The sequence below is a fragment of the Fusobacterium ulcerans genome (genome assembly GCF_003019675.1).
GTDB classification, from domain to species: Bacteria; Fusobacteriota; Fusobacteriia; order Fusobacteriales; family Fusobacteriaceae; genus Fusobacterium_A; species Fusobacterium_A ulcerans.
This window is the reverse complement of sequence record NZ_CP028105.1, coordinates 2,337,538-2,360,390: the sequence shown is the minus strand read 5'-3', so window position 1 is coordinate 2,360,390 and position 22,853 is coordinate 2,337,538. Positions and strand designations below refer to the sequence as shown.

At 28.8% G+C, this 22,853-nt stretch carries 20 protein-coding genes and 1 tRNA gene; 6 read left to right on the top strand and 15 right to left on the bottom strand.

The features are described 5' to 3' along the window. Window positions 1-13: 13 nt before the first annotated feature. The 14 genes from C4N20_RS16860 to C4N20_RS10865 all read right to left on the bottom strand — a co-directional run bounded on the left by C4N20_RS16860 (window position 14) and on the right by C4N20_RS10865 (window position 16,446). Window positions 14-976: an EpsG family protein gene (locus C4N20_RS16860; RefSeq protein ID WP_415050672.1), complete on the bottom strand. Its 963-nt coding sequence runs from the start codon at window positions 974-976 to the stop codon at window positions 14-16. 104 nt (window positions 977-1,080) lie between these two features. Continuing rightward, the gene (locus tag C4N20_RS10925) at window positions 1,081-1,878 is read right to left on the bottom strand and encodes a glycosyltransferase family 2 protein (RefSeq protein WP_005976278.1); all 798 of its coding nucleotides are present in this window, start codon (window positions 1,876-1,878) and stop codon (window positions 1,081-1,083) included. 24 nt (window positions 1,879-1,902) lie between these two features. Further along, window positions 1,903-3,099 carry a glycosyltransferase family 4 protein gene (locus C4N20_RS10920; RefSeq protein WP_005976276.1) on the bottom strand — a complete coding sequence of 399 codons (1,197 nt, stop codon included), beginning with the start codon at window positions 3,097-3,099 and terminating at the stop codon, window positions 1,903-1,905. Window position 3,100: 1 nt separating this feature from the next. Continuing rightward, a complete protein-coding gene (locus tag C4N20_RS10915) occupies window positions 3,101-4,354 on the bottom strand; it encodes an exopolysaccharide biosynthesis polyprenyl glycosylphosphotransferase (protein WP_231940511.1) in 1,254 nt (417 codons plus the stop codon). Between the two features lie 1,049 nt (window positions 4,355-5,403). Further along, window positions 5,404-5,895: a thioredoxin family protein gene (locus C4N20_RS10910; RefSeq protein WP_005976271.1), complete on the bottom strand. Its 492-nt coding sequence runs from the start codon at window positions 5,893-5,895 to the stop codon at window positions 5,404-5,406. Window positions 5,896-5,913: 18 nt separating this feature from the next. After that, window positions 5,914-6,510 carry a Holliday junction branch migration protein RuvA gene (gene ruvA, locus C4N20_RS10905; RefSeq protein ID WP_005976269.1) on the bottom strand — a complete coding sequence of 199 codons (597 nt, stop codon included), beginning with the start codon at window positions 6,508-6,510 and terminating at the stop codon, window positions 5,914-5,916. After that, the gene (gene uvrA, locus C4N20_RS10900) at window positions 6,511-9,579 is read right to left on the bottom strand and encodes an excinuclease ABC subunit UvrA (protein ID WP_005976267.1); all 3,069 of its coding nucleotides are present in this window, start codon (window positions 9,577-9,579) and stop codon (window positions 6,511-6,513) included. Between the two features lie 227 nt (window positions 9,580-9,806). Then, window positions 9,807-9,901: transfer RNA gene (locus C4N20_RS10895), tRNA-Sec, on the bottom strand. 72 nt (window positions 9,902-9,973) lie between these two features. After that, a complete protein-coding gene (locus tag C4N20_RS10890; RefSeq protein WP_005976265.1) occupies window positions 9,974-10,240 on the bottom strand; it encodes a putative Se/S carrier protein in 267 nt (88 codons plus the stop codon). Further along, window positions 10,237-10,812, bottom strand: coding sequence for a sulfurtransferase-like selenium metabolism protein YedF (gene yedF, locus C4N20_RS10885; protein WP_005976263.1), 576 nt, complete (start codon window positions 10,810-10,812; stop codon window positions 10,237-10,239). Before yedF ends, C4N20_RS10890 begins: the two co-directional genes overlap by 4 nt. Before the next feature lie 20 nt (window positions 10,813-10,832). After that, the gene (gene selB, locus C4N20_RS10880) at window positions 10,833-12,710 is read right to left on the bottom strand and encodes a selenocysteine-specific translation elongation factor (protein WP_005976261.1); all 1,878 of its coding nucleotides are present in this window, start codon (window positions 12,708-12,710) and stop codon (window positions 10,833-10,835) included. Next, on the bottom strand, window positions 12,707-14,077 hold the full coding sequence (selA, locus tag C4N20_RS10875; protein WP_005976259.1) for an L-seryl-tRNA(Sec) selenium transferase: 1,371 nt from the start codon (window positions 14,075-14,077) through the stop codon (window positions 12,707-12,709). The genes selB and selA overlap by 4 nt, the downstream gene beginning before the upstream one ends. Before the next feature lie 5 nt (window positions 14,078-14,082). Then, complete coding sequence (gene selD, locus C4N20_RS10870) at window positions 14,083-15,060, bottom strand: selenide, water dikinase SelD (RefSeq protein ID WP_390621144.1); 978 nt, start codon at window positions 15,058-15,060, stop codon at window positions 14,083-14,085. A 195-nt stretch (window positions 15,061-15,255) separates the two neighbouring features. After that, window positions 15,256-16,446, bottom strand: a complete 1,191-nt coding sequence (locus tag C4N20_RS10865) for a Ppx/GppA phosphatase family protein (RefSeq protein WP_005976255.1) — start codon at window positions 16,444-16,446, stop codon at window positions 15,256-15,258. Between the two features lie 200 nt (window positions 16,447-16,646). On the opposite strand from C4N20_RS10865, the gene htpX reads away from it, so the two are divergent. The 3 genes from htpX to C4N20_RS10850 are packed head-to-tail and all read left to right on the top strand — an operon-like array spanning window position 16,647 to window position 19,301. Further along, window positions 16,647-17,492 carry a zinc metalloprotease HtpX gene (gene htpX / locus C4N20_RS10860; RefSeq protein ID WP_005976253.1) on the top strand — a complete coding sequence of 282 codons (846 nt, stop codon included), beginning with the start codon at window positions 16,647-16,649 and terminating at the stop codon, window positions 17,490-17,492. A 42-nt stretch (window positions 17,493-17,534) separates the two neighbouring features. Continuing rightward, window positions 17,535-18,002: a hypothetical protein gene (locus tag C4N20_RS10855; RefSeq protein ID WP_005976251.1), complete on the top strand. Its 468-nt coding sequence runs from the start codon at window positions 17,535-17,537 to the stop codon at window positions 18,000-18,002. 39 nt (window positions 18,003-18,041) lie between these two features. Further along, complete coding sequence (locus C4N20_RS10850) at window positions 18,042-19,301, top strand: YihY/virulence factor BrkB family protein (RefSeq protein ID WP_005976249.1); 1,260 nt, start codon at window positions 18,042-18,044, stop codon at window positions 19,299-19,301. A gap of 148 nt (window positions 19,302-19,449) precedes the next feature. Here C4N20_RS10850 and C4N20_RS10845 read toward each other — a convergent pair whose 3' ends face one another. Beyond that, complete coding sequence (locus C4N20_RS10845) at window positions 19,450-19,902, bottom strand: SoxR reducing system RseC family protein (protein WP_005976247.1); 453 nt, start codon at window positions 19,900-19,902, stop codon at window positions 19,450-19,452. 361 nt (window positions 19,903-20,263) lie between these two features. On the opposite strand from C4N20_RS10845, the gene C4N20_RS10840 reads away from it, so the two are divergent. Genes C4N20_RS10840 through mreB form a run of 3 tightly spaced genes read left to right on the top strand, consistent with a single transcriptional unit; the run spans window position 20,264 to window position 22,833 of the window. Further along, window positions 20,264-21,193, top strand: coding sequence for an ABC transporter permease (locus tag C4N20_RS10840; RefSeq protein ID WP_231940500.1), 930 nt, complete (start codon window positions 20,264-20,266; stop codon window positions 21,191-21,193). Then, window positions 21,177-21,755, top strand: a complete 579-nt coding sequence (locus C4N20_RS10835) for a Maf family protein (protein ID WP_005976243.1) — start codon at window positions 21,177-21,179, stop codon at window positions 21,753-21,755. Before C4N20_RS10840 ends, C4N20_RS10835 begins: the two co-directional genes overlap by 17 nt. Before the next feature lie 31 nt (window positions 21,756-21,786). Then, window positions 21,787-22,833 (top strand): rod shape-determining protein, encoded by a 1,047-nt coding sequence (gene mreB, locus C4N20_RS10830; protein WP_005976240.1) that lies wholly within the window; start codon window positions 21,787-21,789, stop codon window positions 22,831-22,833. Window positions 22,834-22,853 lie beyond the last annotated feature (20 nt).

The following is a 22,853-nucleotide window of genomic DNA, read 5'->3' as shown; positions in this document are numbered from 1 at the left end:
CTTCAAATTAAAATTAATTAAATAAATAAGAATTATATAAATATTCTCCTTTAGGAAAAATAATAGTTTTTGTTACAAAAAGTCCTAGTATCATAAAAAATAATATAAATAATTTAAATTTGCTATTTTTTTCTATGTAATTTTCTATTAAAAAATATATTGGAAATAAACTCAAAAGAACAAAATATTCTCCTATTCTATTTAATACAGTTATTTTCAAACAAAATATTCTTATTATAAATCCAAATATTCCCCATCTAAGTATTAAAGCTTTTTTTTCATTTTTTATATTATCAATTAATTTTGCACTTTCTAAATAAAATGGAACAAAAATCATTTTTGTTATTTTATTTTTCAAAGTTATTTCTGAAAAATAATCATAATATACATAATGCTTATATCTTGGAACAAATTTTATAATCTCTTTTATAACTTTAACGATAGGTAAGAAATTTAGTATTAAAACTAAAATTATAAAAATTATAAAAGTTTTTTTATTAATCTTTTTTATTATAAAATTTATAAAATAAAGAGGATATAAAAAAAGAAAACTCCTATGTATATTTAATCCAATAAAAAATATGATATTATAATATAGAAAATTTTTATTTATTATAAAAACACTCATTATTATCAATAAATATATATTAAAATATTGTCTTATCCCATTTGTTTGATTATAAAATGTTGTTCCAAAGCATAAAAACAAAAAAATAAATATCCATAATTTTTTTAAATTGATTATTTTGTTTTTTAATAAAGTTTTTAAATAAATATAAAATATTAAATTCTCTAAAAAGGATGTTATAATGAAAAATGATTGCCCTTCTATGAAAAAAAATTTTATAAATTTTATATAAAAATAAAATATATATTCTTTTTTTCTAAAATATAACTCTAAATAATTAGGATTATTATAAATTCTTAAATAGTTAAAGTAATCTGTTCCTACTCCAAATTGCAATCCTATAATCATTGTCCATAATATTAATATAGGAAAATACATAAAAAAAGTTAAATCTTTATATCGTTTTAGTGAATAGAAATATAAAACACTTAATAAAAAATTAATAAAATAAATCATATTTTTCTCCTAAAAATACTTACAAACATTCCCTTTATAACAGCCATTATTTTAATAAAAATAAACATTTTATCATATTGATTGTTATGATAAAAAGAAATATATTTTTTTATTTGTCCATAACTATTTTTTATAATTTCCATTTTTTTTCTTTTTTTAAAGTTTGCTGAATTATTTCTTACTCTTCTATAATAAATAGTATCTTGATCTCCTGTTTTAATATATTTTATATTTTTACTTATTTCTACCATAAATAAAGAATCTTCCCCATTTTTTAAATTCGTATCAAAAAATATATTTTCAATAATTTTCTTTGAAATAATTTTTCCACCAATATATGAAAATATTTTTCTATATTTATTTAATGAACTTGTTGAATCATTAATTTTATATTTTATTTCTTTCAAAACTACATATTTTTTCTTAAAGTTAATAAAATTAGCAATACATAAAGAATCTTCAGATTTAATTTTCTCGAAGTTTAATAAATAATTTTTACTTATATAATCATCATCATCAATAAATGCAATATAATCTCCTTGAGACATTTCAATACCTATATTTCTCGCATTAGAAACACCTTTTTCTTTAGAATAAATTAATTTAAAATTATTTAACTCATTTTTTTTTATATAATTTTTAATTTCTGTAAAATATGGTTCTTTATCTCCGTTTAATATTATTAATACTTCAAAAAAAACTCTGTCTAGAGATTGATTTTTTATTGAATCTAAACATTCCCAAATATAATAATCTGGTTTGCATGTTGGAATTATTATAGAAATTTCTAGCATTTTAAACTCCCTAATAAATATTTTTTACTCAAACTTATTTTTTTCATAGATTTTTTCAATTTTATCTACATATTTTTTACTTAGCATTTTTCTTGAATAATTATTAGTTAATACTTCTAAGTCAGGTTTTACATAATTATTTTTTGCAATATCTTTTATTAAATTTTCAAAAGTTCCTATTAAATCTTCAATATTGTTAGCTTTAAAATAATATTTTCTATTAAATTCTTCTTTAAGTATTGTTTTAGCAACACCTTCTACTCCATAAATAATAGGTTTTTGTGAAGCTAAGTATTCAAATATTTTTGATGGAATCGTTTTCTCGAACATTTTAATATCTTTTAATTGTAAAAATAATATGTCAGCTTCCTCATATTTTTCTAATAATTTATTTCTTGGAACTGACGGTATTAAATAGACATTTGTTATTTGTTTTTCTTTAATTAAATCTCTTATTATTGATTCCTGGCTGCCTTTTCCAATAATGATAATTTCTATTTTAGTTCTATATTTTTCTGCTAAATCTATTAGAATTCTTATATCTTGAGCTATTCCGATATTTCCAGCATATAAAATTTTATATTTGTCCTTTTCCTCTATTTTTATTTCTTTATTTTTAAAATAGTTTAAAATATAGTCATCTATTCCGTTAGTTATCAATTTCATCTTTTCTTCATCATACTTAGATATCAAGTAGTTATAGAATCCTGGTGAATTGTATACTAAAAATTTACTTTGTCTATACATATATTTCTCCAGTACTTTTAAAAATAAATATATAGGATTATATTTCTTCATCACTCCCATATCTAAGACTATATCTGGCCATAAGTCTCTTATATCTATTAAAAAAACTTTCTTGTTTAGCCTTGATATTATTGCCCCTGCTACTCCTACTAATAGTTGTGGACTAGTAGCTATTACAATATCAGATTTTTTTGCTATTTTTTTCCCAATTTTTATAGCTTCATAGAAAAATTTAAAATATCTAAATGCTCTTCTTAATATATTTTCTGCTAGCTTTGTTTTACATATTCTATATATTTCAATATCTTTATATTCAAACTCTTTAAAATTTTTTAATTCTATTCTATTGGGATATGAAGCTATTATTTTAACTTTATATCCTCTGTCTGCTAACTCTTTTACTACACTTTCAAATCTAAAAGATGCTGCTCCTAGATCTGGAATAAAATTATCAATCAATAAAGTCACTTCCATTTTATCTTCCCTTCCCAAATATTACTGTTTTACATGTTTTAAAAAATATAATCATATCCATTACAAAATCTTGATGTTTTATATAGTACAAATCATATTCCAGTTTTATCTCTGCATCCTCCAATGAAGCTCCATATGAATACATTACTTGTGCCCAACCTGTAAGTCCTGGCTGTACTGCATATCGCAACTTATAGTTTTTTATTTTCTTCTCATATTCTCTTCCCAATTCATTCCATTCTGGTCTAGGTCCCACAAAGGACATCTCTCCTCTTAGTACATTTATTAATTGTGGTAGTTCATCTAATCTTGTTTTTCTTATAAACTTTCCCACTGAAGTGATTCTATTGTCATCTTCTGAAGCATATTTTGAAAATTTCGCTGGATCATGTATCTTCATACTTCTAAATTTAATTATTTCAAATTCATTTCCCTTTATCCCTATTCTTTTCTGCTTAAAAAATGCTGGATTTCTAATTATTTTCATTGGGCTTTTAATCCCTATATCCAGTTTTACTAATATGTAAGTAAGGACTATAATAGGCAAAGTTGCTGTAAGCATCGATATTGATACTACTATATCAAAAAACCTTTTTATTCTTTTTTGCAGTGTATTATTTAAAACTAAAAATCCATCTGACATCACTATCCAAAGCTCATCTATTTTTTCTGTATCTATCTTTCCTTCACATTTTTCTAAAAAGCTTATATAATCTATTATTTTTATTCCCTGTAATTTAAGATTAGTTATTATATTTGAATAATTTATTATCTGCTTTCTGCTAGTGAAAATTATACTTTCTATATTTTTTTCTTTTACTATTTTTTCTATATCTGTTATTTTTCCAAGATATTTTTCTTTATTTCTTTCTTCATCATTTAAATATCCTACATAATTATATTGTTTGTTTTTTTTCAAAATATCAGCTATTTTATTTGTGTAATCGCCACTGTCAATTATTGCTACATTCATTACTTTCTTATTGCAAATAAGAAGGAAATATCTTAGGGTATTTTGAAATAAGTCATAAAAAAGAAAAGCATTAATAAATTCTATTTTTTTATAAAAAAAATAGAATACACAAAATCCACAAAAATTTATAATACTAGAATATATAAAATCTTTCGTTTTATATTTATAATTATTGAAATTAAGTAGATCTAACAAATAGTAAAAAAAAGAAATTAAAATAAAAATTCCATATACTGCTGTATTTATACTTAATCCTAAATATACAAATATACTTCTATACATAAAGAAGAGCATTAGAAAATATATTATTCTTATTTTTGCATTTCTGCTGTGTCTCATAGCCCATCCCCATTTTCAAATGTTTCTTTTTCGCTTTTATTTAAAAAATATTAATTCTATATTTTAATTTTATTTCTTTTTATATATTTTGTAATATTTTTTATCTAAAATATTCAATTAATAGTTTTATTTGAAATGTATGTATTTTTACTCATATTCTTTAACCTTTATCTATTTTATTCCCAACATTTTTCAAAGTTTGAATTTCATATTTTTTCCAATTTTTAAAATTTAATATCTATTTTTAATTTTTGTAAAAATTGTTACTTCCAAATAATTTAAAAAAGTTCGCATTATTACAATAATGAGAACTTTTTCTCTTCCAAAACTCAATAAAATCGTTCTAACATTTCTTAAAAATGTCAAATTATAGGTTTTTTTAGTATTGACAATATTCTATTTTAGTAGTATTATTTTCCTATACTGATCTATAATTCTAAAAAGCTTCACGGATTATTTTTTTGAAAAAGATTTCTACAGGACGCCTTTTTGTAATAATGCGAATATTTACACCTCCTAACTCCCCATTTTTTAAGGAGTCATTTTTTTACCTCTCTCTTTTAGGCATCTTTCCTTTTCTCTTCTCTTGTGTAATTTTTTTCTTTTTCTACATGTCAATTATTAATTTTTTATATATTTCATCATACTTTATTTGTTTTTCTATATTTCCCTTCTCTCATTTTTTCTTCCATATTTTTATTTTTTCTTTGTAAAATAGTTTTTAATTGAACCTGCTATTTTTTATATAATTTCTTTTCTTTTGCTGTTTTTTATTTTTTAGTATATTGATTAAAATTTCTGTATTTACACCATATTTCCCTCTTTAGTATCTCTTATTAAAAAAGTATAGTATATTTCATAACTTAGTTTTATTTATTTTTTAAAAATTATCTTGCTTTTTAATTTTTATATACATTTTAAATTTATTTTTAGGTACAAAAAAAGGAACCCTAAGTATTTAAGGTTCCTCATCTATTTTCAATATTTAATTTTTAGTATCCCATTCTTTCCAATATTTCTTCTACAATATCATCAGAACGATGTCCTTTAAAGTATTCACCACTTACATTTTCAAAGCCTATATTTCTGTATTTACTTGGTCTTCCTATATATCTTGCTGCAAAATTAAAGTTTTCATCAAGTATAGCTAAAGTAGGCACCACATATTTTTCCTCTGGTATTCCCAACTTCTCTCTCAGGAATTTAAATCCTCTTCCCTCAGTTATTATACTTAGTTTTATGTTAGGATTCAATTCTATCATTTTCATAAGTACTGGTACTGTTGCACGAACATATGGACACCATGATTCAGCACTTAACAGAAAATTATATTTTTTATCTATTTTTTTGATTCTTTCAATATACTCATCTTTTATTTTTACTACTGAAGCTATTTCTTTAATTTTTTCTTTTTCAGATGCACTTGCTATACTAAAAAATGTATCAAATGACATCCCTGTTTCAAATAGTTCTTTATATTCCATAATCTGTACCTCCTAAAATTAGTAATTAACTTTCTTCAGCACTCCTTTTATAGCCTCCTCAATAGTTTTGAAACTTCTAAGTTCATCTCTAGTGATAAGGGTATTTATCTCTTTTTTACTGTACCCCAATCCTTCCAGAGCAGAAATAAGTTCCTCTTCTATCATGAGATGTTTTGCTGCATCATCATTTCTTGTATCTATAGAAAGAGCATCTAAAGTTTTTAATTTACTTTTCAAATCTAAAATTAATTGCTGAGATTTCTTTTCTCCCAATTTAGGAACTCTTTTGAGATTAGTATAGTCATCTGTTGCTACCAGATCTCTGATTGTATCTATATCAAAAGTAGACATTACTGAAAGGGCTAAAGATACTCCTATTCCCTTTACTCCAAGAAGCATTTCAAAAAGATTTCTCTCTCTTTCTTCAAGGAATCCTATGAGCTTAAAAGCATCCTCTTTGATATAGTTATAGATATAGAGCTTTACCTCTTCTCCAGCACTGATAAAATCATATGTTCTTAAAGATATATTTACTTTATACCCAACACCATTTACATCTAGTGCCAGATAATCTGGCTTCTTATATTCAACTTTTCCTCTCAAATATTCATACATCTATTTCCCCAGCTCCTCTTTCTTTTTTCTTCCTCTTTTTTTAGGCTTCTCTTCATAATCTATTACAGGCACTTCTTCAGCAGCTTCCAACATAGTTTCATCAAATACTGGAACTACTTTAGCTGTTTTCTTTTGAGTTTTTTTATTTTCTTTTTTTCCTGTACCTTTCAGCATAGTTTCATCAGATACTGTAATTACTTCAGCTGCTTTCTTTTGAGTTTTCTTATTTTCTTTTCTTCCTGCACCTTTCAGCATTCTGTCTATATATACAGCAGTATAGCTTTTTTCTGCATCAGATATTTCCTCTGGAGTTCCAGATGCTACTACTGTTCCACCTCTGTCCCCTCCATCAGGACCTATATCTATTATATGGTCAGCTGTTTTGATAACATCTAGATTGTGCTCTATGATAACCACTGTATTTCCTTTTTCTACCAGTCTGTCTAATACTTCCAGAAGTTTTCTTATATCTTCAAAATGCAGTCCTGTTGTAGGTTCGTCTAAAATATATATAGTCTTACCTTTTGTCATTTTAGAAAGTTCAGTTGCAAGTTTTATCCTTTGTGCCTCTCCTCCTGAAAGAGTAGTTGCAGGCTGTCCAAGTTTTATATAGTCAAGTCCTACATCCATAAGTACTTTTAATTTTCTCTCAAGAGATGGAACAGCTTTAAAAAACTCATAAGCTTCTCTTACACTCATGTTCAGTACATCAGAAATATTTTTCCCTTTGTAGTATACATCTAGTGTTTCCTTATTGTATCTTTTACCTTTACATACTTCACACTCTACATATACATCTGGAAGGAAGTTCATTTCTATTTTGATTATTCCTGCTCCCTGACATGCTTCACATCTTCCACCTTTTACATTAAAAGAAAATCTTCCCTTTGTAAATCCATGTAATTTAGCATCTTTTGTTTCAGCAAAGATAGTCCTTATATCATCAAAAAGTTTAGTATAAGTAGCTGGGTTAGATCTTGGAGTTCTCCCTATTGGGCTCTGGTCAATATTTATGACTTTTTCAAGTTCCTCTATTCCTTTTATCTCTTTATACTCCAAAGGATACAGCTTTCCTTTATTCAGCTTGTTAAAAAGTGCGGGAAACAGAGTATGATTGATAAGTGTAGATTTTCCACTTCCACTTACCCCTGTAACTACTGTCATTACTCCTAAAGGAATTTCAACATCTATATTTTTCAGATTATTTCCCTTTGCTCCTATTACTTTTATAGATTTTTTCCATTTTCTTCTTTTTTCAGGAATCTCTATTTTCAAATCACCTTTTAAATATTTTCCAGTGATAGATTCTTTATTTTCCATTATTTCCTTAGGAGTTCCATAGGCAACTATTTCTCCACCAAAATCCCCTGCTCCTGGTCCCAAGTCCAATATCTCGTCAGCTTGCAGCATAGTATCTTCATCATGTTCCACTACTATTAGAGTATTTCCCAAATCTTTAAGTCTTCCTAAAGTTGCAAGAAGCTTGTCATTATCCTTTTGGTGAAGACCAATACTTGGTTCATCCAGCACATAAAGCACCCCTGTAAGACCTGACCCTATCTGAGTTGCAAGTCTTATTCTTTGAGCTTCTCCTCCTGAAAGAGTCTTTGTCTCACGAGCTAAATTTAGATAATCAAGCCCAACATTTATCATAAATGAAAGTCTTTCTCTTATCTCTTTCAGTATCTCTTTAGCTATAAGCTCCTGTTTGTTTGTCAGTTTCAGATCAAGGAAAAATTTAAGTGAATCCTTTATACTTAACTCACATATCTCCATAATATTTTTATCTCCAACAGTTACAGATAAAACTTCTGGCTTCAATCTCTTTCCATTGCAGACTTTACATACTCTTTCAACCATATATTTATTTTCAATCTCTTCTTTCATGGCATCTGAAAAAGTCTCATGATATCTTCTTTCAAGATTTTTTACTGCTCCTTCATACTGCTTATACCCATGAAACTGGAAGTCGTCCCCTTCATAATCGAATTTAAATTTTACATCACTTCCATGAAATATTATTTCCATATCTCTTTTTGAGAGATCTTTTATAGGCTTATTAATATCTATTTTCAGATGTTTTGCCATTGCTTTAAATATTTCCCAGCTATACCCTTTTCTAGCCATGGCTCCTGGGATGTACATTCCTCCCTCTACAATAGAGAGCTCATCATTATCTATAAGCTTATTTTCATCTACTTCCAGATTTTTTCCTATCCCTTTGCATTCAGGACAAGCTCCAAATGGTGCATTGAATGAAAAAAGTCTTGGATTCAAATCAGGTATGCTTACCTCATCATGCTCAGGACAGGCAAAGTTTTCACTATATGCGTAGTCTTGATTATTTACATTTAAAATAACTTTACCATTTGAAAGTTCTGTAGTAGTTTCAATTGATTGTGTCAATCTACTTTGAAACTCTTTGTCATTTTTCTTTAAAACAAGTCTGTCAACAACTACTTCTATATTGTGTTTAAGGTTTTTATCAAGATTAATCTCATCTTCTAAATAAAGGATTGTTCCATTTACTCTCGCTCTTACATACCCTTTTTTCAAAAGATTAAGGAAAAGATTTTTATGTGTACCTTTTTTATCCTTCACCACAGGAGCTAAAACTATTATTTTATCTCCCTCCTGAAATCTCTCTATTGCTCCCTCAGTTATCTCTTCTGTACTCTGCTTCTCAACTTTTCTTCCACAGATAGGGCAGTGAGCTGTTCCTATATGTGCAAAAAGAAGTCTCATATAGTCATAAACTTCTGTAATAGTTCCTACTGTAGAACGAGGGTTTCTGTTAGTAGTTTTCTGTTCAATAGATATAGCAGGAGCCAATCCCTCTATACTATCTACTTCCGGCTTATTCATCTGACCAATAAATTGTCTGGCATAAGCAGAAAGACTTTCTACATATCTTCTTTGACCTTCAGAATAAATAGTATCAAAAGCAAGAGAAGATTTTCCACTTCCGCTCACCCCAGTGATAACCACAAATTTATTCTTTGGAATTTCAATATCTATATTTTTTAGATTATGTTCTCTGGCACCTCTTATTACTATTTTATCTAACATATACACCTCTTAATTTAAAAACGTTATCAATTTATATTCGTTACAAATATTATAACCCATTTTCTAAATTTTTTAAACTGTTATTTTTTTAGAAATTACATAGGGTTACAAAACCAAATTAACACTCCTCTTTCAACTATATTCATTTATAAGTATAACATTAGTTTAAATAAAAAACAAGCTGGGGAAATTATTTTCTTTTCACCCAGCTTTGATATATTTTCTTATGGCGGTAGCGTGTAGGAATCGAACCTACCAATGACTTTACAGCCACCACGACAGTTTTGAAGACTGCTGAAAACACCAGTTCTCCTCCGCCACCATTTTCCTTTGTCAGCTTAATTTTTTCTGCTAAATTAATTATTCTCTATTAAATTAATTTAACTTTTTCTTGTTAATTTATTTTTTCTATATGCTTTTTCAAACCTTTTTTTATTACAGAATATTTTTCTAACTCTATCCCATCAGATTTAAGAATTTCATCAGCTCTCTCTTTATATTCAAGCTCCAATCTTATTGAAAGTCCACAGGTAGCCTTTACCTCTGAAGGAAGAGGAATTATTCTGCATTCTATCCCATTTTCTTTGAGAAGTTTTTCACTTTTGATTATGAGATGTGTAGAATCAGTAGCAAGCAAAAGAAATGTTTCCTCTTTTATCATGGTTTTATTACCCTTCTTGCATACATCTGTTTGTTCACTATATTATACATATTAGTTATACTACCAATTTTTATTTCATCTGTCAACCCATAAAAATTAACACATGTTCCGCAGCAAAGTATTTCTACTCCTCTTTCTTCAAGATTTTTTAAATCTTTTAAGCTTTCAGAATTTTCTACAGCTAGTTTTACCCCTTCGTTGTAGAAAATTATAGTTTTAGGAAGAACTTCCACTTCTGTAAGAGTGTAGATAAATCCTTTCATAAGTATTCTTCCAAGCTCAGGATCTCCTTTTCCCATGTACATAGAATCTATTACAACAACTGTATTGTCTTCATCGTCAAACTCTTCTACTTCTTCTTTTATCTTGTTGATAACTATTCTGAAAACTTCACCAGTTTCAGCAATACTATAGTCATATCCCATTTCTTTTGACATTTTCTGAAGATTTTCAAGAGATATTTTATTATCAACTAATACTTCCACTTCTCCTTCTTCTATATCTTTCAAAGCATTCTTTGTCATTATTATAGGAATTGGGCAAGTTTGTCCTACTGCATTAACTTTTATCATGATACTACCTCCTGATATATTCATTTTAATTCTCTATATTCACCAACTCTTTTAGTTATTCCATTTTCATCTAATTTTTCCAATATTAAAAGAATCGATTTTCGATTAATCTGAAGTAAGTCTCTAGCCTCTGCTAAAGTTATTCTTCTGTTTTTTTCAAGGTATTCCTTTATCTTTTTTTCACTTTCCAGAAAAAAACCTTTTAACATAAAATTTCCCTCTGCTAATTCTGCAAGAAAAGAATTATACAGCATATATGAATGAATTTCTGCAAAAAGAGTTTCATCTTTAAATATCTTTACTGTATCCTCTATTTTTTGTGGAGTAAATCCATTTTTCTTATAGTAAGAAAATATATCCTCTTTTATTTTTTTCTGTTCTTTATTTAACTTTATTTTAAAATCTTTTTTAGAAATATATTCTCCCAATACTTCAATGGTATTTTTTTCTATAAAATACTCTAGAGCTATATTATACACCTTTATTGAAAAATTTTCAAAAAATCTATTTTTTAATTCTGATCTTTTTATTCCAACAGACAGTGGATATTTTTCATGATACTGCTCTATATATTCTAGAATTTTATTTTTAAAATTTTCCAGCCTCTCTGTATTGACATAAATATTGTCAGATATTTTCTCTATATTTTGAGAGTTTTCCATTTCTTTCTCTGATATCTTTTCTCCTAAAAGAAGTGATATACTCTCTTTATCTGTAAAAATATTCTCGTTGTTCAATACAATACTTTCTATTTTTTTATACTTATTTTTAGATGAGAGAATTTCCAGTCTCTCCAGATATTTTAAATCTTTTCTTTTGACTCTTTCTTTAGGAATATTTATTATCTCTACTCCCCCAATAGTCTCTACTGGGGAAAAGCTTCTCACTATCCCTATGTCTCCTACAGAAAAAGCTGATTCTTTTTCCAGATCTATCTGGACATACTTTTTATCTCCAGAAAGTATTTCATCTTCAAGAAATATTTTTACTCTTCCTATGAGTTCTTCTGTGCCAATATTTATCCTTACCCTTTGGTTATTTTTAAAATTACTGCTTCTCTTTAAAAGGGTAAAAACACAGTCTAATCTATTGGATATAATGAGAGAATCTTTTTTAGATATAATATTGCCTCTTTTTATCTCTTTAGAATCCATATTAATATTCAAGGCACATCTGTTTCCAGCTTCCAGAGTCTCCACTTTATTTCCATGATTCTCTATTCCTTTTATTTTTACCTCTTTTTGCTGAGGATAAATCATAACAGTATCTCCAATAGAGATTTTACTGTTCTTGGAAGTTCCTGTTACTACTGTTCCAAAACCTTTTATGGAAAAAACTTTATCTATATCCAACCGAAAATCTTTAATTTCATCTCTATTTTCTTCTATCTCCAATATTTCCTTTTCCAATACCTCTTTTAGTTTTTCAAAGCTTTGGGCATCCTTAGTGGAGATTTCCAGTATTTTACTATTTTCTAAATATGAGTTTTTAAAAAGCTCTCTCACATCTTCTTTCAACTGAGCTGCTCTCTCTTCATCTGCCAGATCTCTTTTAGTAAGAAGTATCAGTCCTTTTTTTACACCTAATATTTTTATAATATCAGCGTGTTCCAAAGTTTGAGGTTTAATTCCATCATCACAGGCTATAACAAAAAGTATCAAGTCTATCCCTGTAACTCCTGCTGCCATGTTTTTTATAAACTTCTCATGACCAGGAACATCTACTATTCCAACTTTTCTTCCATTGCTCAGGGTAAAAAATGTAAAGCCTAAATCTATTGTCATCCCTCTTGCTTTCTCTTCTGGCAGAGTATCTGTATCTTTTCCAGTGAGACCTTTTACAATAGTTGTCTTTCCGTGGTCAATATGACCTGCTGTGCCTATTATTATATTTCTCATAGAAATATCCTTTCAGCCGCTCCTGTTATCTCTTCAAAATCTTTTTCTCTTAATGTCTTTGCATCTAAAATAAAGTGATCATTCTTTATTCTTCCGATTACTGGAATATCATTTCCTCTGAATCTTTTCTCCAGCAAAACAGCATCTCCAGTAAAACAGATGGCATAGCTTGCCACTGTTTCTTCTGGCATTGATCCTCCACCTATTTTAGATTCTGTTTCAATTATACTGTTCTCTATATTTCTTTCTTTAAGTATAGCAGACAATTTTTCTGCTCTTTCTAATACTTTTCCTTTTTCCTCTATTATCATATTTAAAATAGGAATCTCTTTTATAGCTTCTCTCTCATCTTTATAGTATTGAAAGATATTTTCCAGTATAGAAATAGTTATTTTATTCACACGAAAAGCTCTCAGGTATTGATTTTTTTTCAATCTTTCTATCAATGGTTTCTTCCCTAGAATTATCCCACATTGAGGTCCCCCTAGAAGTTTGTCTCCACTTACAGTGACTATGTCAATTCCTGATTTAATGCTCTCCTGTATAGTTGGCTCTTTGGGAAGTCCATATTTTGAAAAGTCCACTAAGACTCCACTTCCGAGATCCTCCATTGTAAGTATCTCATATTTTTTCCCAAGTTCAGCTATATCTTTTTTATCTGCTTCCTCTGTAAATCCTATTATCTTAAAATTAGAAGTATGTACTTTCAACAAAACGGCAGTTTCTTCATCTATATTGTCTTCATAATCAAAAACATGAGTTTTATTTGTTGTCCCTACCTCTTTCAATGTTGTTCCAGCCAGTTTCATTATTTCAGGTATTCTGAAAGAGCCACCTATTTCTACCAGCTCTCCTCTTGATACAATAGTATTTTTTCCATTGGCAAATTCATTGAGGCACAAAATAACAGCAGCAGCATTATTATTTACTATTAATGCTCCCTCTGCCCCAGTTATGTCACATATCAGTTTTTCTATATGAGAATATCTGCTTCCCCTGCTCCCAGTTTCCAGATCATATTCCAAATTACTGTAATTTAAAAGTATTTCTCCCAAATCTTCAGTTATTTTTTCATTTAAAATAGAACGCCCTAAGTTAGTATGAATTATAGTCCCAGTTCCATTTATAACCCTTCTTAAATTAGGTCTGCTCTTAATTCCTGATATCTCTTTTATCTTTGAAATTACCTCATCCTCTGTAAAATCAGTTATCTCTCTGTTTTTTATCTTATTTCTAAAAAACTCTATTCCATCTTTTACAGCTTGGTAGTAATTATGATAACTCATTTTTTTACTTATCTCTTCCAGTTTTTCACTTTTCATAAGAATATCTACTTTAGGAAGTTTTTGAAACAGATTCTTTTCCATAATCCTTACCTCACAATAATAAATTTGTCCTTCTTATCAGCAACGCTTCCAACTATATGTGCTTTTATATTTTTAGATTCAAATTCTTCCATCATTTCTTTTACACACTCTTTTTTTACAGAAAACAATAGCCCTCCTGAAGTTTGAGGGTCAAGAAGTATTTCCTGCATCCATAGAGGAATATTTTGAAAATCTACATGTTCCTGTACATAATTTCTATTTTTCTGACCGCCGCTTGTTATAAGGAAATCCTGTGCATAACCTTTTGCTTCATTTATATATGGGATAAACTCTGATTCAAAAATTAATGTTTTTTCAGAGTTTTCAGCCATTTCAAAAGAATGACCTAAAAACCCAAAGCCAGTTATATCAGTGCAGGCAGTAACAGGATACTTTACTATTATCTCACCAGCATATTTATTTAAAGCAGTCATATTTTCTATTGATTCTTTTAAGGCTCTCTCACTGGCAAGGCCTACTTTTGAAGCTGTTGTCACTATTCCTGTCCCAAGAGATTTTGTACATATAAGAATATCTCCTGTTTCACATCCATGATTTTTTAATATTTTATCCGGATGAGCAATCCCAGTAACTGACAGCCCGTATTTTATTTCAGGGTCGTGTATAGAGTGCCCACCACTTAGGACAGCTCCTGCTTCTGCAACTTTTTCAGCTCCACCTCTTAATATTTCTCCAAGGATGTTTATATCCATTTTTTCAGGAAAACATACTATATTCATTGCTGTCTTGGGAATCCCTCCCATGGCATATACATCACTCAATGAATTTGCTGCTGCTATTTGTCCGAAGACATAAGGATCATCTACCATAGGGGTAAAAAAATCCAAAGTCTGTATCATAGCTATCTCATCAGTAAGCTTGTATACTGCTGCATCGTCTGATTTGTCAAACCCTACTATTAAATTTTTATCTTCCACACTTGGAAGTTTTGAAAGTACATCACTCAAGACCTCTGGTCCTATTTTGCTGGCTCAACCACCTATAGAACATCTATCTAATTGCAGTTTTTTCATTTTTTCACCTCCTGCATTTTATATGAAATTAAAATATTTTATTTATATTGGTTAAAAAAATTTACTGTATTTACTAAAATATCATAATCTACAATTCTCAAAATATTTCATTTATATTTACTAAAATATCTTAATCTATATTTACTAAAGCATTTTTACTATATTTACCAGAATCTTTACTAAAAATTCTCTTTTATGTTTATCCTCTTCATTATATATGATATCAGCCATCTCTTTGATATCCTCTTTTATCTCCTCTTTTGTTGCTGGGTCGTATGCGTCGCTTATTTCCCCTCTAAAGTCCTGCATGAAGTAATCAAAAATGTTCCCTGCTACTAATCTTCTTTCAGAAGACCTTCTAAAACTTTCATAAGCTTCAAGTATCCACTCAAGCCTCTCACTCATTTTCTCCTCCTTTATCATGGCTCCTGTCAGATTATCTGATTCAGAAACAATTATCCTCTCTTTATTTAATTCTTTTAAAATAGTTATTAAAATAATGGTTCCTGCTATTATTACATCTGCCCTCTTAGGTTCAAGTCCAATTATCTCTTTTCTTTCTTCCAGATTTTTTGAAACAAAAAGCTTTAAATTTTCTTCTAATTCCTCTACAGATATTTCAGACATGTGCACTTCTCTGCTGTCATATATTTCCATTTTCTTTTTTACTGATATCTGTGTAGTGGCTGTCCCTGCCACTCCCACTGCTCTGAATTCTTCATCTTTAATCTCTTTTATCTTTTTAATATTTTCTTTTACCCACTCTATACATTTCTCTATATTTTCATCAGAATAATCTTCTTGTGAGAAAAATTTTTCTGTAGCTCTCACTGCACCGATATCTATACTTTTTATAAAATCAATTTTATCATTCTTTCCAAGGGTGAACTCAGTACTTCCACCACCTATATCTATAACTAATATCCTCTCATCAAATACCAATGAGTTTCCAAGAAAATTTAATCCTGCTTCCTCTTCTCCTGAAATACATTTTATCTCAATTCCCAAATCTCTTACTTTTTTTAGGAATATATCTTTATTTTCTGCATCTCTTGTTGCTGAGGTAGCAAAAGCTTTCAATTCTTTCACTTCATATTTATCTGCTGTTTCCTTATATCTTTTCAAGCATTGAATAGTTCTTTCAATTGCTTCCTCTTTGAGATAGTGGTTTTGATTCACCCCTTCTCCAAGTTTTACAATTTCCACTTCTTTTACTAATTCATTTAAAATATTTATCCCTTTTTCATTTTTTAAAACTTCAGCTATAAATAATCTGCATGAATTTGTACCTATATCAATTATTCCCTTTGTGTACCTGCCATTTTTATCTGTCATTTTCCTGCCTCTCATTTTATAAGATTTTAAAGATATTACCTAATTCTTCCTATTATAGATTATACTCAAATTTTTCTTTTTATTCAACAGCTAGATAAAATTTCTAAAATTTGACATAAAAAAAATAATCTGTTATTTTAGAGCTAGATAGTGATATAATATACTAAACTAAAATCAAAAAAGAAAAAGAGGTGAATAAAGTGAAAACTTTAAAAACTTTTATATTAATGGCTGTTATGACATTTATCTTTATGCTCATAGGAAATGCAGTGGCTGGAAGAGAAGGACTCATTTTTGCTTTAATAATGGCAGGAGTAATGAATTTTATCTCATACTGGTTCAGTGATAAAATAGTTTTATCTATGTATGGTGCTCAGCCTGTAGATGAAAATAGCCGTTTATATCAATTAGTAAAAAAACTAGCTATAGAAGCTGACATACCTATGCCTAAGGTATATATATTAAACGAAGCTCAACCTAATGCTTTTGCTACTGGAAGAAATCCGAGTCATGCTGCTGTTGCAGTAACAAGAGGACTTATGGACATAGTTGATGAAGATGAACTTTCTGGAGTCATTGGACATGAATTAGGTCATGTACATAATAGAGATATATTAATAGGAACTGTTGCTGCTACCATGGCAGGAGCTATCACTTTCCTTGCTAATATGGCAAAATGGGCTGCTATCTTTGGTGGAAGAGGAAGAAGAAATGATGACAGAGATGGTGGAAGTCCATTAGCAATGATTGCAGTAGCTATTTTTGCACCTATTGCTGCCATGCTTGTACAAATGGCTATCTCTAGAACAAGAGAATATAAAGCTGATGAATTTGGAGCAAAAGTCAGCGGAAATCCTCTATATCTTGCCAGAGCATTGAGAAAACTTGATGACTACAGCAGAAGAATTCCTATGAGAAATGCTGCTCCATCTACAGAAAATATGTTTATAGTAAGTCCTCTTACAGGAAGCAAAATGGCTTCTCTTTTCAGTACACACCCTGCTACTGAAGACAGAATAAGAAGACTTCAGGAAATGGCTTATTAATACTAAATAAAAAATACAATTAAAAATATTTCAGGAGGAAAAATGAAAAAAATCTTAGCTATACTTGCAGTTTTTTCTTTAACTGCTTCTGTTACACTATCAAAAGAGATAATTCCAGAATACTATATAATGGAAAAACTTCTTATTCCAATCAGTGCTTCTCCAGTTTTCTCATACATTGGAGAAAAGAAGATTGATGACTTTAAAGAAATAAAAGCTATTCAAGTAGATAATAAAGTTTTACAAAACCTTGTTACACATGAAAATCCATTCTATATGAATGATTCTGATGGGAAAACTGTTGCTGTAAGAGTGGGAGACTATATCGTATCTCCGATGACACTTTCTACAGTTTATTCTATAAGAAAAAATGATTTTGAATTAAACTACAGAGATCTGAATGCACCTGATGTTTCTCTTGTAACAGCTGATGTTACTACTATTGGAGAAAAAATAAGAACTGATGAAATAGATGAAGTAAATAATAAAATAGAAGCATCTGAAGAATAATACATAAGATTTTAAAAGGAAAAGAGGGGAATAGTATTTATGAATATAAAGAGAAAATTAATTTACTTTTTTAAAGAAGTAGCCAGTCAGGGTAAGATATCCAATATAATTTCGGGTATTCAGAGAGCATTAGAAAACTACAAAAGAGCTAACTCTGCCCTCTGGGTTACATCTCTTTGTTTTTATACTCTTCTTTCTCTTGTTCCTGTATTTGCAATCCTATTCAGTTTGGGAAGCTGGCTTGGAGTAGCAGAAAGCATTATCATTCATCTGAGTAAATATTCTCCTTTGAATGAAGAGATGATTACCTTCCTTGTGCAGTTTTCTGAAAATCTTTTAGAAAATGCACGAAGCGGAGTTCTGGCTGGAATAGGATTTTTATCATTGGGATGGACTTTAATTACTATGTTTTCCATTGTTGAGAAATCATTTAATGATATCTGGCAGGTGGAAAAATCAAGAATGATACTGAGGAAAATAACTGATTATATAGCTTTCTTTCTTTTATTCCCATTGCTTATCCTTACAATAAATGGTGGTATGGTTATAATAGGGAAAAAGTTAGAGGGAATTTATGATATTTCACCATATCTTTTACAAGTAATTCCTTCTCTCAGTATATTTCTGTTTTTTACAGCTTTGTACATGCTCATACCAAATACAAAGGTAAAATTGATCCCTGCTTTTTTCTCAGCAGTTTTTACATCTGTACTTTTTTCAGGGCTTCAATATTTTTTCATACACCTTCAGGTTATGATTATTACATATAATAAGATATATGGAAGTTTCTCTGTTATTTTCATCTTCTTCTTATGGTTGAAAATAATGTGGTTCTTTATTATTCTTGGAGCTCATTTATCGTACTTTTTACAGAATAAAGATTTAAAATCTCATTCTAACGATGTAAATAGTATAAGCTTCAAATCTAAAGAATATGCCGGAATGATAGTAATAAGAGAACTTATCAGAAGATATTCAAATAATCTTTCTCCAGTTACAGTGAAAGAACTTGCTGAAAAAAATGATATCCCTTATGATCTCATTCTATATGTTCTCACTGTATTTGAAAAAAATGGACTGGCAGCAAAGGTTATCAATGTAAAAAATGAAGATGAGGCAAGTTTTACTATCCTTCAAAATATAGATCAGATAAATTTTAAGAAGGTATTTAATGTTTTGGAAAGTTCTGGAGAAGACATCAGATTACAGGTCAATGATGATAACAGGGCATTTTACAAGATAATAAAAAATAAGGACTTTGATTTTTTGATTAAAGATCTTTTAGAAAATAGTAAATAAAAGAGAAAATAATAAAATAAAAAAAGTCCTCAGTATAAATTTACTGGGGATTTTTATATTTATAAAACAAAAAGGCAGAAAAAGATTTTCCTGCCCTACAATCATTTATTTACTTTTTTAACTGCTCTATATCCCATAACTTTTAAAATTAAAACATATTTTTATTATTACAATTATCTATCATTTCACTTGTATCTTCTTTTTCAATAGAGATTATATCTATCTCAGAATTTTTCTGTTTTTTAACTACAAATTTATCATAAAGGAATAGACATACAAAAGAGATTCCCAATGCTATGAAGCTTGAAGCTATAGATTGATTTTCAGAAAACCCAAGCTTACTTGCTATGAAATATCCCAGTATCATTGCCACAGCTGGAAATACATATGCAATAGAAGCTGCCTTTATGACTTTACCAGCTGATATTTCAAATGTAACTGTATCTCCTATTTCAGCTTTCCTATCTGTTGTAAATTCAAAATCTTTTCCATATTTCCCATCTCCGCTGCATCCACTGCAATGCGAACAAGAAGTATCTTTATATAATTTTACTACTATTTTATCTCCATTTATTTCTTTAATTACACCTTTGTTTAACATAGCTACCACCTTTCCATTTTTATCTTTCTCCACTTCAAATTATAGCACAAAAAAAAACTTTAAAAAAGCTAAAGGTATATTTCTTGAAAACTATTTTTCTCTATGATACAATATAGAATAGTTTAATAGTAAATTAAGGATGAGGGATAGTATGAAAAAAATATTAAGATTTCTACACTTGAAATATCTATATCTTTATTTTATTATTTGTTTCATAGCAAATTATTTCTTTAACAGCAAGTTAAAAAGTAGTCACATATATTCAGTCATGGAAAATTATCTTGGTATTATAATTTTTCCTGTTTTACTTATGTTAATACTTTCTTCAATTTTTTTCTTTATTAAAGAACGAAAGAAAAAAATGGTACTTAATGTAAAATCACATGCTTTTTTCATTTTAATAATAAGCTGTCTTTATCTTTTTATGATGTATAAATTAGAACTTCCATTTGCTAAAGAATTTGCAGATGATACTGTTATAGAAAAATTTCTAAATCTTTCTATATATAAATACAAAATAGGATTTATAGCTGCCTATTTATTCTATCTCATTCTCACAAATATCATGTACTGCTATATTTATGCTGGACTTGGATTCTTAATATTCTGTACATTCTTCCTTATAACTATAAAGTTTATCAAGACGACAATATGCAGAATTTACCATGAACACAAAGAGAAGAAGAGAATCCAGAGAGAAGAACAGCTTTTAAGAGAACAGATAGCAATAAAAGAAGCCTTGGAGAAAAGGGAAGCTGATAAAAAATTAAAAATGGAATTAGAAAAAGAAATAAGGATAAAAGAGAGAGTTGAAGAAGTTATTTCTAATAAAGAATTAGTTTTAGAAAGCTACTCTATTGATGAAAACAAGAATAATGATATAATAAAAAATATAGAAGAAAATGAAATGGCAGAAGAAGAGGATGAAGAGTTTTTAAAAATAATTGATCCTGATTTTGTCAGCAAACCTAAAGAAGAAAAAAATAAAAAAGAAGCAGCAAAACAAGAGTTGGAAGAAGAAAAAGAAGAAGAGAAAATAGAAAATCCTGCTTCTGATATGGCTTATGAAAGTACTGTTGATTTTCCACTGTTTACTATAACAGATTCTTCACCTAAAAAAGAAATTGTTGAAGAAACAGTTGAATCTCTGCCTGAAGAAGTGGCTTCAGTTGATGATACAGAAAAAGTAACAGAAATCATTCCTGAAAAGCCAGTAAAAAAGCCTAAAAAAGAAAGAGAACTTTTAACAATAAGAACACCTGGAGGAAAAAAAGATGATTCTAGCTTCTAAATCTCCCAGAAGGAAGGAGATCCTTGAAGACACTGGATTTAAAATACAGATCATAAGTGCCCAAGTAGAAGAAACAAGCAGCAAAGATTCAATTACTGATAAAATTATGGATATTGCAAGAAAAAAAACTATGGCTGTTGCAAAAATGTACCCTGATGAGTTTGTTGTAGGAGCAGATACAATAGTAGAAGTGGATGGAAAAATAATAGGAAAACCAAAAAATGAAGCTGATGCCTTCAATACATTGAAAATATTATCAGGGAGAGAACACAATGTTATCACTGCATATAGCCTGATTAACTTATCTAAAAAAATAGATATTACAGATTATGATATTACTAAAGTTTCTTTTAGGGAATTATCTGATAATATGATAAAATGGTATATATCTACTAATGAGCCAATGGATAAGGCAGGTTCCTACGGAATCCAAGGAAAGGGAGCAGTGTTTGTCAATGGTATAAATGGAGATTTTTTCAGTGTAATGGGATTCCCCATTGGTAAATTTGTTGAAAAGATTTCGCAGTTAGGTATAGAATTAAAAGAAATAGAAAACATATAATAAAAAACATAAATACATTTAGAGGTGAAGAATGAAGAGATATTTTAACAAATTTTTAGGTTTTTTTTCTGAGGATTTAGGAATTGACTTAGGAACATCTAATACATTAATATGTGTAAAAGATAAGGGGATTATTTTAAATGAACCTTCAGTAGTTGCTATAAATACAAGAACAAAAGATATATTTGAGGTTGGTGAAAGAGCTAAACTTATGATAGGTAGAACTCCAAATAACCTTGATACAATAAGACCTTTAAAAAATGGTGTTATTGCTGATTATGAAATTACAGAAAAAATGCTTAGTTCTTTTTATAAAAGAGTAAGCCACAATAGATTTTTTTCAAGTCCAAGAGTTATTATCTGTGTACCTGCTGGAGTTACTCAAGTTGAAAAAAGAGCTGTTATAGAAGTAACTAGAGAAGCTGGAGCTAGAGAAGCTTATCTCGTTGAAGAACCTATGGCTGCTGCAATTGGTATAGGGTTAAATATTTTTGAACCTGAAGGAAATATGATTGTAGATATTGGTGGAGGTACATCTGAACTTGCTGTTATCTCTCTAGGAGGGGTTGTTAAAACTTCATCTTTCAGAGTAGCTGGAGATAGATTTGATACTACAATAATAGAATATATCAGACAAAAACACAATCTTTTAATTGGAGAAAAAACTGCTGAAGATATTAAAAAACAAATTGGTGCTGTTGTAGAGCTTGAAGAAGATATCTCAATTGATATCAGTGGTAGAAATGCTCTTAACGGACTTCCTAAAGATATAAAAATATACTCTTCTGAAATAGTGGAAGCTCTAGGAGAATTATTACAGCAAATAATAGAAGAAATAAAAGTTATCCTTGAAAAAACTCCTCCTGAATTATCTTCTGATATAAAGAGAAGAGGAATATATATCACTGGTGGTGGAGCACTTCTTAGAGGTATTGATAAAAAGATTTCTGAAAGCCTTAACCTAAATGTAACTATTTCTGAAGATCCATTAAATGCAGTTATAAATGGTATTCAAATACTTCTGAAGAATTTCCATGTTTATAATAAAGTTTTAATTTCTCCAGAAACTGACTATTGATTGCAGAGAAAGAAAGGGGT

Coding starts and splice junctions, on each gene's coding strand:
- C4N20_RS10865 (WP_005976255.1), bottom strand. CDS start 16,446: ATGACAGATAAAAATGGCAGGTACACAAAGGGAATAATTGATATAGGT.
- selA (WP_005976259.1), bottom strand. CDS start 14,077: ATGGAAAAGAATCTGTTTCAAAAACTTCCTAAAGTAGATATTCTTATG.
- C4N20_RS10845 (WP_005976247.1), bottom strand. CDS start 19,902: ATGTTAAACAAAGGTGTAATTAAAGAAATAAATGGAGATAAAATAGTA.
- C4N20_RS10910 (WP_005976271.1), bottom strand. CDS start 5,895: ATGGAATATAAAGAACTATTTGAAACAGGGATGTCATTTGATACATTT.
- C4N20_RS10925 (WP_005976278.1), bottom strand. CDS start 1,878: ATGCTAGAAATTTCTATAATAATTCCAACATGCAAACCAGATTATTAT.
- uvrA (WP_005976267.1), bottom strand. CDS start 9,579: ATGTTAGATAAAATAGTAATAAGAGGTGCCAGAGAACATAATCTAAAA.
- C4N20_RS10915 (WP_231940511.1), bottom strand. CDS start 4,354: ATGTATAGAAGTATATTTGTATATTTAGGATTAAGTATAAATACAGCA.
- C4N20_RS16860 (WP_415050672.1), bottom strand. CDS start 976: ATGATTATAGGATTGCAATTTGGAGTAGGAACAGATTACTTTAACTAT.
- ruvA (WP_005976269.1), bottom strand. CDS start 6,510: ATGTATGAATATTTGAGAGGAAAAGTTGAATATAAGAAGCCAGATTAT.
- C4N20_RS10835 (WP_005976243.1), top strand. CDS start 21,177: ATGATTCTAGCTTCTAAATCTCCCAGAAGGAAGGAGATCCTTGAAGAC.
- selB (WP_005976261.1), bottom strand. CDS start 12,710: ATGAGAAATATAATAATAGGCACAGCAGGTCATATTGACCACGGAAAG.
- C4N20_RS10850 (WP_005976249.1), top strand. CDS start 18,042: ATGAATATAAAGAGAAAATTAATTTACTTTTTTAAAGAAGTAGCCAGT.
- C4N20_RS10840 (WP_231940500.1), top strand. CDS start 20,264: ATGGTACTTAATGTAAAATCACATGCTTTTTTCATTTTAATAATAAGC.
- yedF (WP_005976263.1), bottom strand. CDS start 10,812: ATGATAAAAGTTAATGCAGTAGGACAAACTTGCCCAATTCCTATAATA.
- C4N20_RS10890 (WP_005976265.1), bottom strand. CDS start 10,240: ATGATAAAAGAGGAAACATTTCTTTTGCTTGCTACTGATTCTACACAT.
- C4N20_RS10855 (WP_005976251.1), top strand. CDS start 17,535: ATGAAAAAAATCTTAGCTATACTTGCAGTTTTTTCTTTAACTGCTTCT.
- mreB (WP_005976240.1), top strand. CDS start 21,787: ATGAAGAGATATTTTAACAAATTTTTAGGTTTTTTTTCTGAGGATTTA.
- C4N20_RS10920 (WP_005976276.1), bottom strand. CDS start 3,099: ATGGAAGTGACTTTATTGATTGATAATTTTATTCCAGATCTAGGAGCA.